The sequence below is a fragment of the Exiguobacterium sp. Leaf187 genome, from assembly GCF_001423925.1.
GTDB classification, from domain to species: Bacteria; Bacillota; Bacilli; order Exiguobacteriales; family Exiguobacteriaceae; genus Exiguobacterium_A; species Exiguobacterium_A indicum.
Genome location: NZ_LMPR01000003.1, coordinates 26,043 through 41,481 on the forward strand (window position 1 = coordinate 26,043; position 15,439 = coordinate 41,481).

Consider the following 15,439-nt stretch of genomic DNA (forward strand, 5'->3'; position numbering starts at 1 on the left):
TTATACTTGATCTGTCGTTTGAACAGAAGCGACTTCGTAACCGATGCCTTCTTCTTGTTCCTCACGTGCCGCATAAGCTTCGAGTACTGAATCTTCGACCTTTTTTCGCATTAATGCATTGATTGGATGAGCGACATCCCGGAAGATACCTTCTTGCGTTCGTTTGCTTGGCATGGCGACGAAGAGACCACTATTCCCTTCGATGACACGCAAATCATGTACCACGAATTCGTGGTCGAGCGTAATAGAGGCAAGTGCTTTCATTCGACCCTCTGCCACGACGCGACGAATTTTAACGTCCGTAACGTTCATTTTGTCCGCACCCCTTTAACCGTTGTCACAACTCTTCGTTGTCTACTTCTACTTACGGCTTAAAACAAATAAAGGTTTAGTCTTTCCCAATCTTTTTACGCATAATTTCCAAAAGTTTGATAATTACAGTATAGTTACAATCCATGCGGCTGTCAATTTCAGGTAGTCTCGGCTTCCGAGAAATAGTGATCGACGTTTCCACGCTTGACTTGGATTTGACCGAGATCGACGTCGACGTCCGCTAATTTCATTAAGCTGACGTATTCGTTGACCATCTTCTTCTCAGCACCCTCTGCCTCGATCAAGACCCCAACACCTGCAACCTTTGCTTCGAACTCGCTCAAGAGACTCATCATTCCACGAATCGTTCCGCCAGCTTTCATGAAGTCATCGATCAATAAGACGTTCGCTCCACGCGGCAAGCTCCGACGCGCAAGTGCCATCGTCCGGATCGCTTTTGAAGACCCTGAGACATAGTTGATGCTGACCGTAGATCCTTCCGTGACACGACTATCTGAACGCACGATGACGAACGGCACACCCAGTTGCTCAGCGACCGCATAAGCAAGCGGAATCCCTTTCGTCGCGATCGTCATGACGACATCAACTTTCTTTTGGCTAAAGACAGATGCAAACACTTGCCCCATTTGTTTGACCATCTTCGGATCCCCGAGTAAGTCCGTCAAATAGAGATATCCCCCCGGTAACAGTCGATCTGGACGTGCGACACGTTCACATAGATCATCGATGAACGGTAACGCCTTCTTACTGCTCCACGTCGGGATGAACATGACGCCACCCGCAGCACCTGGTACCGTGACGAGACGACCCGTTCCCTCATGTTCTAACATCTCGCTGACGATATCTAAATCTTCACTGATCGACGATTTCGCCGATTTGTAGCGTTCTGCAAAAATCGTCAATGAGACGAGATGATGGGGATGGTCAAGCAAGTACCGCGTCATGTCGACCAATCGACCACTTCTCCGAATTTTCATTTGTTTTGTTCCACCTCTCCGTAATTCCGAATATTCAATAGTGAATATATCATTTTCATACGGATATTATCAATGGTTTTCGCCTAAAAGACGAACGACGTAGACTTCGTTACAAAAGCCACGTAATCCATTATAGAGACGTTGTGCCCGATTCTCGTGTTCCGTCAACGCAAAGACTGTCGGACCACTTCCGCTCATCAAGACGCCTTCTGCGCCACAACTCGCCATGAATTCCTTGATCTGCTCGACTTCCGGGTGCATCGGCAACGTGACCGATTCGAGAACATTCCCGAGTGACTGGCAAATGCCTTGGAAATCTTGCGCCTTCACCGCATCGATCATCGCTTCGACGTTCGGACGTTTTGCCGTGTTCAAGTCGAGGGCACCATAGACGTCAGCCGTCGAGACACCAATCGTCGGTTTGGCAAGAACGACCCAGCATGGTGGTGGTGAGACAAGTTTTTCTAGCTTCTCTCCGCGACCTGTTGCAATCGCTGTTCCACCCATGACACAAAACGGAACATCAGATCCAACCGCTGCGCCAACTTCCGCCAACTCTTCAAGCGTCAAGCCGAGTTGCCATAACTCATTCAAACCGCGTAACGTCGCTGCCGCGTCACTGGAACCACCAGCAAGTCCCGCTGCGACCGGGATGTGTTTTTCTAAAAAGATTTCGACCCCCGTCTTGACGTCGTATTTTTCTTTTAAGATCGCTGCTGCTTTATACGCAAGATTACGTTCGTCGTTTGGAACGTAAGCATGCTGGGCATTCATGCGAATTTCTCCTGACGGCAGCTCCGTCAATTCTAGACGGTCTGCCAAATCGACTGTCGTCATCACCATATGTACATCGTGATAGCCGTCCGGGCGCTTTGCCGTCGCATCCAGGACTAGGTTGATCTTGGCCGGAGCCTTTACAATAATCGTCATCGTGCCGTTCCTCCTCTAGTTCGTTTCCTGTAGGAATTGTATCAACCTTTCCACAAAAAAAGAAGCGAACATTTTGTCCGCTTCGGAAGGTAAGTTTACGAATTCGCAAATTCGATTTGTACGGAGTCTGTTAGCACGTCGGCGTAGCTATAAGAAACTCGCTCGACATTGTGGCGCTCTGCGTCTAGCTTGACTACAAACACCGAAGGATACGTCTCAACGAGCGTTCCGATTCGGGTTACGACCTTTTTACGACCGCCGCTTGCTTTTAGCGTCAGTCTTTCACCAACATGTGTTTCGAAAACATGTCTGATTTCGTTCAACGTCTTTGGCATACGCTTCACCTCACTAATATTTATTATAGCATATTAAATAAATATTAGAAAGGGGAAATATTATATCTGTTCTAATCGTATCCGTCAACGTTTTTTAATTGGCAAAAGTGCATCCGCTAACTGTGCGAATTCCTGCAGGCTGAGCGTTTCTCCGCGACGACGTGGTTCGATTCCAGCTTCTAACAATGCCGCTTCGACCGCCGCCTTTTCTGTCTTCCCAAAGTGTGTCGTCAAGTTGTTCAGAATCGTTTTCCGACGTTGTGCAAAACTTGCTCGGACGATTTCGAAGAAGAGGACCTCATCTTGCGTCTGTACCGCTGGCTCTTTTCGAATTTTCAAACGGATGACAGCTGAATCAACGTTTGGTGCTGGGATGAAGACTTGTTTTGGAACCGTGAAGCAGACTTCAGCTTCCGCATAATACTGAATCGCGATCGATAGAGAACCGTATGCTTTTGTGCCCGGTTTTGCACCGATTCGTTCAGCGACTTCCTTTTGAATCATCATGACGAGCGTCCGAAACGGTGCTTTCGCTTCTAGAATCCGCATGATGATCGGTGTCGTGACGTAATACGGGAGGTTCGCGACGACGGCAATGTCAGTGATGCCTTCTTGCGTGAACTCTTCTGCGACGATCGTCGAAAGATCCAGTTCAAGGGCATCACCGTGAATGACCTTCGTATGAGGATACGGTGAAAGTGTATCGTCAAGAATCGGTAGTAGACGCTGATCGATTTCAAGAGCGACGACTTTTTTCGCCTGTTTCGCCGATTGTTCCGTCAATGAGCCGATTCCTGGTCCGATCTCGAGTACGCCGCTCTCCGGCGTTAATCCAGCTGCTCCGACGATGTTTCCTAATACGTTTAAATCGATTAAAAAATTTTGTCCTAACGATTTTTTAAACGAAAAGCCATGTTTCGCTAAAATTTCCTTCGTCCGGTGCAATGTAGCAATGTCTTTCAAACTTCTTCCTCCTCTAATTGTTTCAAAGCCGCTTCCCATTCTGCCCGCGTGATCCGGATTGATGCGACGCGTTTGACAAGTTGTTTGGCATTTGGTTCACCAATCGCAAGAATCTGACCGAGACGACGACGGCGGATCGAGGCTGCTGGTCCACCAATCAAATCAGCTGCCAGAATCATCTCACGTGTCACTTCAGCAACCGGTGCTTCTTCCGTCTCATAGACAGCAGCGAGCGCTTCTTCGATTGCGGCAGGTGAGGCATGCTCCACACCGATTTTGCCTCGCTTGTCTTTTGCTTGAGCACGCGGAAGATAAGCATGTTTACAGCCTGGTACGCGTTCATTGATTCGAGCACGGATACGATCTCCTGGAAAATCAGGATCCGTGAAAATGATGACACCGCGCCGTTCCAGCGCCTTCTCGATGCGTTGCATCGTTTGTTCGTTGACGGCTGAGCCGTTCGTTTCAATTGTATCGACATCAAAGACTTCTTGTAATCGTGTCGTATCATCCCGTCCTTCGACGACGATGACTTCTTTTAAGCGTTTCCGCATGATCTCTCCACCTTCTTCAAACACTCTCGTAATTGTACCTGTTTCCACGAAAAAAACAAGGAAGCGTCACGTGTCCGCTTCCGTTGCACTAGGAATGACCCAGACTTGCAGTTGTTTTCGACCGAACGTCTTCGCTTTTTGTTCTCCGTCGACCAAGACATCAATCTTATTGCCTTTGATGGCGCCACCGGTATCGAGGGCGATCGCAAGCCCCACTCCTTCGACGTAGACCTTCGTACCAAGCGGAATGACCTTCGGATCAACCGCGATAATTGGCATCCCTTGATAGGTGATCGTATCCGTCACGTCATACCCGGTCGCGGTCAAGGCGCGACCGTTATACAAACGACTGCCGTTTGAAGCTGGATCGTTCGTATACGCCGTCGCTTCGACCATCAAGCTCTTCGCACTTGCAAAATCAAGATCCGTATCGGCCTTCGGTGTTTCAGCTAACGGATTCGTCGCCTGTTCTTCGTTGAAGACAGGCGCTTCGACGGGTGTCTCGACCGGTTTGGTTCCGACTTTGACAACTTGTTTGACGGGTGTCTGCGTCACTTGATCACCAATCAGTTTTTTCTCTTTGCTCAAACCGTTAGCAAGCGTCAATTGATACTTTTTCGTTCGGACACCTGGACGACCAGATGCCGTCACGAGTTGTTCGCCTTCCGGTAAAGTTGGGTCCTCGACTTCTTCGATCTCAAACGGAACGAGCTGTTCCTGCGTCAACGTTGCACGACGTGTCGTGTTGACCGTAATCAACGTCCCTTCCGTCACGCGGGTGTCGGGATCTGGAGCGACCCGATCTTCTTTTTGCAAGCGAATCCCTTCTCGCGCTAACAATTCCCGGACCGACGTCTCATACGTGTAGAGTTGTCGGGCTTTTCCACCGACGACAAGATCAACAGGAAAAGCTTCTCGGTATCGCACCGTCATGCCACTCTTCAGAACAGCGTCAGAGGACGGATAGATATCATCCGTCTCCGCTTTCTTGATACCACGTTCTGCCAGCAAATCCTTCACTTGGCGCGCCTGCGTCCGAACACGACGGGATTCACCATAGCCCATGATCAGTGTGATCTCTTTCGCACGCTGAATGACGATCAACCGTTTTTCTGGTAAATCAGCACTGAGCGCTGGTTCGATGATGTCATTCGTTCGCGTCGTGATGCCTGCTTCTTTAAGTACGCCATAAACGGAATCGGCTGTCGTTTCAATTTGCTGCTCTTGTCCATCAATCAAGACGGTCACGATTTGTGGATGATCCATCATTCCATAGATGAGTGCAGCAACAAGTAAGAGGCTGAATCCAATCGTAGTAAACGTCAACGAACGCATCATGGCAAGCGGAAGACCCGTTTGGCATTTTCGGTCGTTGCTGCTTCCACGTCGGCATACATCATGCCACGGAGCTGCGCAATCTCTTCAGCGACGAACCGGACGTAAGCGGGTTCGTTGCGTTTCCCGCGGTGTGGCGTCGGTGTCAGATACGGACAATCCGTCTCGACGAGTAGACGATCGAGCGGGACTTCCTGCGCAACACGCTTCGGCATCTTCGCATTCTTGAACGTGACGGGACCTCCGAGTGAAATATAGAAGTTCATCGCCAGGCAGCGTGGTAATAATTCAGCACTCATGCTGTAGCTATGCAGAATTCCACCGACTTCTTTCGCATCTTCTTCTTCAAGAATCCGTAATGTATCTTCTGTCGCTTCCCGGTTATGGATGACGATCGGCTTCTTTTTCTGCTTCGCAAGCCGGATTTGTTTACGAAAAGCTTCCTGCTGCACATCTTTCGGTGACGTATCCCAGTGATAGTCGAGCCCAATTTCTCCAAGCGCAACGACTTTTTCGTGATCCATCAACCGTTCGACCTTTTGGTACGCTTCCTCATCAAAATCAATCGAGTCGACGGGATGCCACCCGATTACCGCATAAAGATCATCGTACGCTTCGACGAGTTCCATCGCACGATCAATCGTCTTATGATCAAATCCGACGACGATCATCGGTGAGACACCGTTCGCGCGTGCCCGCTCAATCGTCTCGTGGACGTCGTCCGCGAATTGGTCTGCATTTAAGTGAGTGTGTGTATCGATTAACATAGCTGTTCGACTCCTTCTTTAAAAAAATGCCTGTGACATGGAGTCCACAGGCATCGGTTTTATTTTACGCTTGCGCCGTTCGCCATCGTTGACGGAACCGTCGCCAGTTCAAGTTTTCCTGCTTTTTCAGCAGCAAGGACCATTCCTTGTGAGAGTTCGCCACGTAACGTGACCGGTTTTAAGTTCGCCACGACGATGACTTTTCGTCCGACTAAATCTTCCGGCTCATACCACTGAGCGATACCAGAGACGATTTGGCGTGTTTCTTTGCCCATATCGACTTGTAACTTCAATAGTTTTTTCGCCTTTTTGATCTTTTCAGCCGTCACGACTTCACCGACACGGAGTTCGATTTGGTCAAAGACATCGATTGTCGTTTCTGGACGAATATCTTCGTCTTCTTCTTCAACTTCCTCTTCCTCAACACGTGCTGCAGAAGCTTGGCGCATCATGTCGACGATTGCTTCGACTTCTTCTTTGACGTCGAGACGTGGGAAGATCGGTGTCGCTGTACCGACTTTCGTTCCTGGTGCGATGTCTGCGAATTTCTCGAGCGCTGCCCAGTCCATCGCTTGTCCAGAGAGACCCAGTTGCGCGAAGATCTCTTTTGGTGAACGCGTCATGAACGGTTGCAACATGATCGCCACATGACGCAAGACGCCAACGAGATGCACCATGACAGAACCGAGTTCCGCCGTTTTGGATTCGTCTTTTGCAAGCACCCACGGTTGTGTCTCATCGATGTATTTATTGGCACGGCTGATCAATTGCCAAATGTTCGACAGTACGACAGAGAATTCCATGTGTTCCATCGATGCTTCGACTTTCGTGACCGTTTCTTTTGCAAGATCCGACAGTGTCGCATCAAACGGTGTCACGTTACCTGTATAGGCTGGGATCTCACCATCAAAGTATTTCGTGACCATCGCGATCGTCCGGTTGAGTAAGTTCCCGAGATCGTTCGCCAAATCATAGTTCATCCGCTCAACGAATGCTTCAGGTGTGAACATACCGTCCGAACCGAATGGCACTTCCCGTAAGAGGTAGTAACGAAGGGCGTCGAGACCGTAGCGATCCGTCAACGGAATCGGATCGACGACGTTTCCTTTTGATTTCGACATTTTTCCGTCTTTCATCAACAACCAACCATGTGCGAAGACTTTCTTCGGTAATGGGAGGTCAAGCGCCATCAAGAGTGCCGGCCAAATGATCGTGTGGAAACGAACGATTTCTTTTCCGACGAGATGGACATCTGCTGGCCAGTACTTATCGAAGTTACCGTGATCGTCCGTACCATAACCAAGTGACGAGATGTAGTTCGTCAACGCATCGATCCAGACGTAGACGACGTGTTTTGGATTCGACGGGACTTGTACACCCCAGTTGAATGTCGTCCGTGAGACCGCTAAGTCTTGAAGACCTGGTTTAATGAAGTTATTGATCATTTCGTGTTTACGTGATTCTGGCAAGATGAATGACGGATTCGCTTCAAAGTACTCAAGCAGACGGTCCGCGTACTTACTGATCCGGAAGAAGTAACATTCTTCGCGAACGAGTTCGACCGGGTGTCCACTGTCAGGGCTCTTCCCGTCGACGAGTTGTGATTCCGTATAGTACGTCTCATCCGGAATCGAATACCAACCTTCGTATTCACCTAAATAGATATCGCCTGATTCAAGAAGTGTCTCGAACACTTTTTCGACGACTTTCTTGTGACGTGGTTCTGTCGTCCGGATATAATCATCGTACGAGATGTCGAGACGATCCCATAAGACTTTAATCTGTTCGACGACACCGTCGACGAATGCCTGTTCCGAAATCCCTGCTTCTGCTGCTTTTTCCTGGATCTTTTGACCGTGCTCATCGCTACCTGTCAAATACCGGACGTCGAATCCTTGAAGTCGTTTGTATCGTGCCATCGCATCTCCAGCCACCGTCGTGTACGCGTGACCGATATGTAGTTTTGCACTTGGATAATAAATCGGGGTCGTGATATAAAATGTCTTTGCCATGTTATTCCTCCGTTCTCTGATTTCCATCTTCATTATAGGCTATTATACGCTGTTACGGGACTGATGTCGAAACTCACTTTTTGTCGAATCAAAACATTTTTTGACATCAGACATCAAATTACAAAAAAACACACTCTATAGTTTCATTTCCTTTAAAAAGGGAAAATGTATTAATAAATCGTTTCAAATATGGTGTTTTTGAGAAATAAATGACATTTTGATTTCAAGCTATTCAGATTGGTTGACTACTTTTGGAAAGTCTAGTATTCTACATTCTATAGAAACGATGTCGAATTTTGACGATTTTTCAAAAGAAAAAGAGATCCATGACATCAAAGGAGGAACAACAAAATGAAATCAACAGGTATTGTACGTAAGGTAGACGAGCTCGGTCGTGTCGTAATTCCAATCGAATTACGCCGTACACTTCAAATTGCAGAAAAGGATGCCCTCGAGATCTATGTCGACAACGAACAGATCATCCTTAAAAAATATAAACCAAACATGACTTGCCAAGTAACAGGAGAAGTATCAGAAGATAACTTCAAATTGGCTGATGGTAAATTGATTCTTTCACCAGATGGCGCACAACGCGTTCTCGTTGAATTAAAAGATTTCCTCGATCGTCATTACGCAAGCAACGAATAAACAAAAAAGGAAGCTCCTGACGGGGCTTCCTTTTTTTAATCTGCTTCGTGAAACGCAAGGTATAGTTCCTGACGATCCAGTCCCCGTTCCTTGGCGACACGCTTCAACGCCGCGTTCGGCTTTTCGCCTTCTTCGATATACCGACGGATTTGCTCGAGCGGATCACTGTCTTGGATGACCGCATCAGGTCGTTCTTCATTTGACCCTTCGACAAGAACGACGAACTCACCTCGAACGTCTTCTGCTGCCCAAGCACGTAATTCACTCACGCTTCCCCGAATGTACTCCTCGTACCGTTTCGTTAATTCCCGGGCTAACGTCACCTGGCGATCACCGAGTACTTCCTCGATCCCTTGCAACATCTCTTTCAAACGATGTGGTGCTTCATAAAAGACGAGCGTTCCGGTTTCGTATTTCAATTGCTCCAACGCTTCGCGACGTTCTTTTTTCTTCCGTGGCAAAAAGCCGTAATATAAAAAGCGTTCCGTCGATAATCCGGACGCGACAAGAGCGGTCAACGCAGCGTTCGCACCCGGAAGAACGATGACAGGGATGTCTGCTGCAATCGCTTGGCGGATCAAGTCGCTTCCCGGGTCCGAGATGCCAGGCATACCGGCGTCGGAGACGAGGGCAATTTGTTTTCCTGCCTCTAAATCAGCGAGGAGTCGTTCGCCGCTTGTTTGTTTATTGTGTTCATGGTAACTGACAAGCTTCGACTCAATCGAAAAGTGTCGAAACAGTTTCATCGTCTGCCGCGTATCTTCTGCTGCGACGATATCGGATTCCTGTAAAATCCGTACGGCCCGATACGTCATGTCTTCTAAATTGCCGATTGGTGTCGGGACGATATAGAGACCGGCTCCTTGCTGTTGATAGCTACTCGTCGCTTTCATGAGGTTCCTCCTTGAATCAACCGTTCTTTTTGTGAACGGGTTAATTGTTTAATCGCATATTCCCGCTTCATTGCCTCTGACTTCGTCGCGAAAACTTCCTGATGAACGAGGACGACCGGCAGACGGGCACGTGTATACTTCGCACCCTTACCTGCGTTATGTGTCGCAATGCGTTGTGTGACGTCTACGGCGTAACCCGTATAATACGTATCATCTTGGCACCGAACGATATAGACTGCATGCTCAGACATCGAACAGTTCTTTCATCTGAGCCGCATACGAGTTGTCCGCTTCATAGACGATGAATGGGGGAAGCACCTTCAGTCCAGGTTTTGCATCCTTGATCCCCTCGATCAAGAGCATGTTTGCTTCCTTCCCTGCTTTCGGATAAATCAGCTGCATCCGTTTCGGTTCCAAGCGATACGTCCGCATCAAGGTGACGATATCGAGCAGTCGTTCCGGTCGATGAACGAACGCTGCTTTTCCGCCTTGTTTCAACAAATCAGATGCACCTCGAATACAGTCTTCAAGGGTACAGAGGACTTCGTGCCTTGCAATCGTATAATGTTCACTTTGGTTTTGGTTCGATGTCTCATTTGCTAAAAAATATGGCGGATTGCAGGTGACAGCATCATAGATGCCGTATCCAAGACGCGCTCCCGCCTCTTTGACGTCCCCTTCAATCATCTCAATCCGGTCGTTCAGTTCATTCAAGGTGACGCTCCGTCGTGCCATCTCCGCTAGTCGTGGCTGGATTTCAAGACCCGTGATCTGCCCTTTCGTCCGGTAGGATAAAAAGAGTGGAATTGCACCGTTTCCTGAACAGAGATCGGCAATCCGTCCCTGTTGAATCGGGACCCACGCAAATCGTGCGAGCAGTGCCGCGTCAAGTGAATACGAGAAGACGGATGGACTTTGAATGATTTTCCCTTCCTGTCCTAAGAGATAATCAAGTCGTTCGTCTGGTAATAGTTCAAACATGTCGTGCCTTCCTTTCCGAAAAAAAGACTGACTCATGTAGAAGTCAGCCTCTCAATGTTTCGTTAACATGGATAAGCAAAAGAGACAATCGCCGTCTTTTCGTACTTGTCCATAATGCAAGTTACAGATGTGGAACCCTTCCTGGTACAATCGCCCGAGATTATCGTAGCCCGCACCGACGCCTGCTTCCGCTTCTTCCGCTTCCGTGACCGGCTGTTGTTCATCGCGTTCGACTTTTTCTCGAAGATGATGATTCTCCAGGTACAGATGTTGGTTCTCTTCCATCATGTAAGCCAGCTGATCCTTTAACACGCTCAGATGCTCAGTCAGCAAATGAATCTGTTGCTCAATCGCATCGACACGCGTAATGATTTCTTTTTTATCGACTCTCTCCACGCGTATGCACCCCGTTATTCTTTTGGTCGTTTTGGTTTTACGGCACCAACGGATAATAGTTCTTCCATTGAATACGTCAAGACGCGGGAACGATCCTTCAGTTCGATTTGAACGACTTGATCGAGGATGTTCAAACCAACGACGCGTCCTTCGCCTTCAGGTACTGTCAAACGTTTTCCGTAGTCCGGCAAATCACGGCGCATTTCTTCATACGTATCGTTCTCGTATTTCAGGCAGCACATCAAACGACCACATACTCCTGAAATCTTCGTCGGATTCAACGACAGGTTTTGATCTTTTGCCATCTTGATCGAAACCGGTTCGAACTCACCGAGGAAAGATGAACAACATAAGACACGACCACACGGACCGATGCCTCCCAGTAACTTCGCTTCATCCCGAACACCGATTTGACGGAGTTCGATACGCGTCCGGAAGACCGCCGCTAAATCTTTGACGAGCTCACGGAAGTCAACACGTCCTTCTGCCGTGAAGTAGAAGATGACCTTATTGCGATCAAACGTGTACTCGACATCGACCAATTTCATATCGAGTTTATGTTCACGGATTTTTTCGACACATACCGCATGCGCATCAAGCGCTGCGACTTTATTTTCGCGGACGATCATTGCATCCTTATCGTCAGCAATCCGAAGAATGGATTTCAGTGGCAACACCACATCTTCTTCGTCCATTTGTTTATCGGCGATGACCACTTCGCCATATTCAATGCCCCGTACCGTCTCAACGATGACTGCTTGTCCTCGTGATAATGACTCTTGTCCAGGTGCAAAATAATAAATTTTGCCCGCTTCTTTAAAGCGAACGCCTACTACTTCTAGCATGTCGCTCTACCCTTTCTGTAAGTCAAACATGAGACGCTCAACTGTTAATTGGGGATTAACATTCGCTTCGACCCGTCTTACTGCGGCAAGCACAGCTTGCAACCAGCGGGTGATCGTCGTCTGGCTCTTGGACCCCATCTGTTCAAGTTGGGGTTTACTATTCGTATAGGTCATACCTTCCCACGCCGGATTCAGTTTCAGACGTAAGACATCCTCGAAGAAACAAGTGACGAGTTCAAGACCGATTCGGACATCCTGACGGTTTTTGAATTGTCCCATCCATTTCTCTTGTACGAACAGTGGTAAATCAGCCGGACGATTCGCTAATTCCTCCATCAATTGTAACACTGACGCTCGCGCATTTACAAACCAGTCTTCGAGTAATGCTTCTTCTGCATCCTCGACTTTTGGATAGACACGCGCTGCCAATTGCGTCAACTCGTGGTCCCGTCCCGTTTTTTCAGATAAAACCTCGCCAATCATTTGACGATCCGCCGGACGAAAACTTAATAACTGTCCCCGCGATCGAATCGTCGGTAAAAGGAGCTGGGGTTGATTCGTCAACAATAAAGCCACTTTTCCTTCTCCTGGTTCCTCAAAGAACTTCAGCAAACTGTTTGCTGCCTGGGGAGTCATCTTATGGGACTGGGTAATGACATAAATCTGACGATCGCCTTCAAGTCCTCGGAGTGAGAGATCATGCATCAATTGTTGAATCTGTTCTTTTTTGATGGTCGCGCCATCTGGTTCGATTTCATAATAATCGACCAAGTTGCCACTTTCCATCCGCCGACAGCTACGACAGACACCACACGGTTCTACATCGACCGGGTCCTCACAAAAAAGGCTTTTCGCGAACAAGTGAGCCGCTTCAAGTAGAAGCGGCTCATAGTCTCCGGTGAAGATATAAGCGTGATTGATTCGATCGTTTCGTAACGAATTTTGAAGAATCGTCGAAATGACCGATTGTGTCTGTTCCAGTTCATGAAACGTCTGCATCAGAATTGATGAAACCCTTCGATTGGCAAGACGAAGACCGTTGCCCCGCCTACCTGGACTTCAACAGGGTAAGGGATATAAGAATCGGCATGACCACCCATTGGTGAGATTGGAGAAACCATCTGTTCGCGGCTTGAACAGTTCTTTTTGATCAATCGCAACAAATCATCGAGACGCTCACTCTGTACACCAATCATGAACGTCGTGTTCCCTTCTTTAAGAAAACCACCTGTCGTTGCCAGTTTCGTTGCTCGGAAATCATGCTCGACAAGTGCTTCCGCCAAACGTAAGCTATCTTTATCTTGAACGATCGTAATGACCATTTTCATGAAAATCTCTCCTTTTCTTCTAAATAGGTAATGACATCTTCCACTAAGTCCTGATGAATCGCTTCAATCGATCGATTGGCTTGTACGATCTTCACCCGTTCCGGATCCGATGCTGCAATCTGTTGGAAACCTTCATAGACGCGGGCACGAAACGCATCATCTCGCTGCTCGATTCGATCAAGTGCTCCCCGGTCCATCATTCGTTTTTTAGAATCCGTTACCGTTAAATCAAATAAATACGTTCGGTCTGGTGCTAACCTACCTGTTGCAGAATCATTGATTTGACGCACGAGATCAATCGGATGTCCGAGACCATACCCTTGATACGCAAGTGACGCATCAACGAATCGGTCACATAAGACGATTATTCCTGCCTCTAACGCCGGTCGAATCAATTCCTCGACATGCTGGGCACGAGACGCTGCATACAGCAGAATTTCCGTCATCTCTTTCATCTCTTCAAAATCAGGATTCAAAATCAACGAACGAATTTCGTTTCCAACGCGTGTGCCACCTGGCTCGCGGGTCGTCATGACGTTATAGCCCTTTTCTTTTAACACATCGCCAAGCAATTGTAGTTGTGTCGTTTTACCGGCACCATCCGGTCCTTCGACAGTAATGAACGTACCTTTCATTCTTCAAACCCTTCCTCTATGACGCGTAACGCTCCTCGTTGCAATTGTTCGCCTCCTTGCAAATGAACGGCTACGGTTTGATAATATCGTAAACGTAGTACCTGTTCCGCCGTAATGCGTTCGCCTCTGACGATCAACGGAATGCCTGGCGGGTATGGAATAATCGTTTCGAGTGAAACATGACCGATACACTCATCCAGCTGACGGAACATACCTGTTGCTTGTTCTAACTGTTCATAAGAACAAGCTAAAGCAGATACCTGTATTTTACCCATAATTGGTTGCTCGATATACCTTTTCAAAGGAATTCCTTCTGATTTCATCATTTGAATGGCTCGTTCGACACGGTGGACCCAGTCATTCTGCTCAGACTTTGTTAGCGGACGAAGTGGCAAAATACAGACGACGTGATCTCCTAGAGCAAATTCCGCATCGAGTTGAACAGCTCGTAACGCGTGCAACAACGCATCTCCTGGATATCCCTCATACGTTAATGTCATCCGCGACCAATCATCGAATCGCAGAACCGTCATATGATCGAACCGTTGAAGTGCCTCGATGAATGCATCATGACTAGCTTGAACATCTGACATCCCTTTAACTGTCCATTGTTCACGATAGGAACGGGCGTAATCTAATGAAGCCAAGAGTAAATATGAAGGACTCGAAGTCTGAAACGCTTGAAGCGCTCGCTGTAACTTCCTTCTCATCTTTTCTGAAAATCGCTCATGCATCCATGCTCCCATCGTCAGTGCTGGAAGTGTTTTATGGGCAGACTGGACAACAGCAGTTGCTCCTAATTCAAATGCAGAGCGTACACCAAATGCTTCACCGAAGTGTGCGCCATGTGCTTCATCCACTAATAAAGGGAGCCCGTGCGACGCTGTGAGCTGAACGAGTGACGTGATATCAGCTGCTTCCCCGTAATAGGTCGGTGAAGTGATAAACACGCCGACTCCTCCTGGGTATTTCGTAAACGCTTCCTTTAATGTTTCACGTGAAACATGTCCACTGATTCCCGTTTCCTCATGGATGTCTGGTTCAAGAAAGATCGGTTCGATCCCCAGCCATTCTAACGCATTGAACACCGATTTATGGGAATTACGCTGTACATAAACACGCTCTCCTCTTGTTGCTGTAGCGGCAAGCATCGCCCAGTTCCCAACGGTCGAACCATTCACAAGGAAATGACTCGCTTTTGCACCGTAGACTTTTTGCAGCAAAGCTATCGCGTCTGCAATGGCCTCTTCCGGATGATGAAAATCATCTAGACCAGGTAATTCTGTGACGTCCCATTTAAAGAAGTCAGGAAGAGGTGTCAATGTTCCATTCTTATGACCAGGAACATGCCATGAGATGGGCGTTCGATCTAAATGGCGTTGAAGTGCATGTACAATAGGAAGTTCGTGTTTCATGAAAAAACTCCTTTTCCTCTAAAATGATTACACAAAAAGACCGACCTGCAATCTGCAGATCGGTCAAGTGCCTGGCAACGTCCTATCCTCAC

At 47.9% G+C, this 15,439-nt stretch carries 19 protein-coding genes; 1 reads left to right on the forward strand and 18 read right to left on the reverse strand.

What is annotated here, in order from left to right:
- From spoVG to metG, 9 genes are all read right to left on the reverse strand, one after another.
- A complete protein-coding gene (gene spoVG, locus ASF99_RS00830; protein WP_023466546.1) occupies positions 1–312 on the reverse strand; it encodes a septation regulator SpoVG in 312 nt (103 codons plus the stop codon).
- A gap of 158 nt (positions 313–470) precedes the next feature.
- On the reverse strand, positions 471–1,310 hold the full coding sequence (gene purR / locus ASF99_RS00835) for a pur operon repressor (RefSeq protein ID WP_023466544.1): 840 nt from the start codon (positions 1,308–1,310) through the stop codon (positions 471–473).
- 69 nt (positions 1,311–1,379) lie between these two features.
- Positions 1,380–2,240, reverse strand: a complete 861-nt coding sequence (gene ispE / locus ASF99_RS00840) for a 4-(cytidine 5'-diphospho)-2-C-methyl-D-erythritol kinase (RefSeq protein WP_023466542.1) — start codon at positions 2,238–2,240, stop codon at positions 1,380–1,382.
- A gap of 95 nt (positions 2,241–2,335) precedes the next feature.
- Complete coding sequence (locus ASF99_RS00845) at positions 2,336–2,575, reverse strand: Veg family protein (protein WP_012368950.1); 240 nt, start codon at positions 2,573–2,575, stop codon at positions 2,336–2,338.
- Between the two features lie 84 nt (positions 2,576–2,659).
- Complete coding sequence (rsmA, locus tag ASF99_RS00850; protein WP_055966564.1) at positions 2,660–3,538, reverse strand: 16S rRNA (adenine(1518)-N(6)/adenine(1519)-N(6))-dimethyltransferase RsmA; 879 nt, start codon at positions 3,536–3,538, stop codon at positions 2,660–2,662.
- A complete protein-coding gene (rnmV, locus tag ASF99_RS00855; protein ID WP_023466539.1) occupies positions 3,535–4,092 on the reverse strand; it encodes a ribonuclease M5 in 558 nt (185 codons plus the stop codon). Before rnmV ends, rsmA begins: the two co-directional genes overlap by 4 nt.
- A gap of 66 nt (positions 4,093–4,158) precedes the next feature.
- Positions 4,159–5,430 (reverse strand): 3D domain-containing protein, encoded by a 1,272-nt coding sequence (locus ASF99_RS17740; protein ID WP_055966567.1) that lies wholly within the window; start codon positions 5,428–5,430, stop codon positions 4,159–4,161.
- Positions 5,427–6,194, reverse strand: a complete 768-nt coding sequence (locus tag ASF99_RS00865) for a TatD family hydrolase (RefSeq protein WP_023466535.1) — start codon at positions 6,192–6,194, stop codon at positions 5,427–5,429. The genes ASF99_RS17740 and ASF99_RS00865 overlap by 4 nt, the downstream gene beginning before the upstream one ends.
- Before the next feature lie 59 nt (positions 6,195–6,253).
- Positions 6,254–8,233 carry a methionine--tRNA ligase gene (metG, locus tag ASF99_RS00870; RefSeq protein ID WP_255343760.1) on the reverse strand — a complete coding sequence of 660 codons (1,980 nt, stop codon included), beginning with the start codon at positions 8,231–8,233 and terminating at the stop codon, positions 6,254–6,256.
- Positions 8,234–8,557: 324 nt separating this feature from the next.
- On the opposite strand from metG, the gene ASF99_RS00875 reads away from it, so the two are divergent.
- Positions 8,558–8,854 carry an AbrB/MazE/SpoVT family DNA-binding domain-containing protein gene (locus tag ASF99_RS00875; protein ID WP_023466531.1) on the forward strand — a complete coding sequence of 99 codons (297 nt, stop codon included), beginning with the start codon at positions 8,558–8,560 and terminating at the stop codon, positions 8,852–8,854.
- Positions 8,855–8,889: 35 nt separating this feature from the next.
- Here ASF99_RS00875 and rsmI read toward each other — a convergent pair whose 3' ends face one another.
- The 9 genes from rsmI to ASF99_RS00920 are packed head-to-tail and all read right to left on the reverse strand — an operon-like array spanning position 8,890 to position 15,347.
- On the reverse strand, positions 8,890–9,747 hold the full coding sequence (gene rsmI, locus ASF99_RS00880; protein ID WP_055966569.1) for a 16S rRNA (cytidine(1402)-2'-O)-methyltransferase: 858 nt from the start codon (positions 9,745–9,747) through the stop codon (positions 8,890–8,892).
- A complete protein-coding gene (locus ASF99_RS00885; protein ID WP_023466528.1) occupies positions 9,744–9,998 on the reverse strand; it encodes a GIY-YIG nuclease family protein in 255 nt (84 codons plus the stop codon). Before ASF99_RS00885 ends, rsmI begins: the two co-directional genes overlap by 4 nt.
- A complete protein-coding gene (locus ASF99_RS00890) occupies positions 9,991–10,728 on the reverse strand; it encodes a tRNA1(Val) (adenine(37)-N6)-methyltransferase (protein ID WP_023466526.1) in 738 nt (245 codons plus the stop codon). Before ASF99_RS00890 ends, ASF99_RS00885 begins: the two co-directional genes overlap by 8 nt.
- 51 nt (positions 10,729–10,779) lie before the next feature.
- Complete coding sequence (gene yabA / locus ASF99_RS00895) at positions 10,780–11,130, reverse strand: DNA replication initiation control protein YabA (protein WP_119182633.1); 351 nt, start codon at positions 11,128–11,130, stop codon at positions 10,780–10,782.
- A gap of 8 nt (positions 11,131–11,138) precedes the next feature.
- Positions 11,139–11,969 carry a PSP1 domain-containing protein gene (locus ASF99_RS00900; RefSeq protein ID WP_029343044.1) on the reverse strand — a complete coding sequence of 277 codons (831 nt, stop codon included), beginning with the start codon at positions 11,967–11,969 and terminating at the stop codon, positions 11,139–11,141.
- A gap of 6 nt (positions 11,970–11,975) precedes the next feature.
- The gene (locus tag ASF99_RS00905; protein ID WP_023466521.1) at positions 11,976–12,968 is read right to left on the reverse strand and encodes a DNA-directed DNA polymerase; all 993 of its coding nucleotides are present in this window, start codon (positions 12,966–12,968) and stop codon (positions 11,976–11,978) included.
- The gene (locus tag ASF99_RS00910) at positions 12,968–13,297 is read right to left on the reverse strand and encodes a cyclic-di-AMP receptor (RefSeq protein ID WP_023466519.1); all 330 of its coding nucleotides are present in this window, start codon (positions 13,295–13,297) and stop codon (positions 12,968–12,970) included. Before ASF99_RS00910 ends, ASF99_RS00905 begins: the two co-directional genes overlap by 1 nt.
- Positions 13,294–13,932, reverse strand: coding sequence for a dTMP kinase (tmk, locus tag ASF99_RS00915; protein ID WP_055966572.1), 639 nt, complete (start codon positions 13,930–13,932; stop codon positions 13,294–13,296). The genes ASF99_RS00910 and tmk overlap by 4 nt, the downstream gene beginning before the upstream one ends.
- Positions 13,929–15,347: an aminotransferase class I/II-fold pyridoxal phosphate-dependent enzyme gene (locus tag ASF99_RS00920; protein ID WP_055966576.1), complete on the reverse strand. Its 1,419-nt coding sequence runs from the start codon at positions 15,345–15,347 to the stop codon at positions 13,929–13,931. Before ASF99_RS00920 ends, tmk begins: the two co-directional genes overlap by 4 nt.
- Positions 15,348–15,439 lie beyond the last annotated feature (92 nt).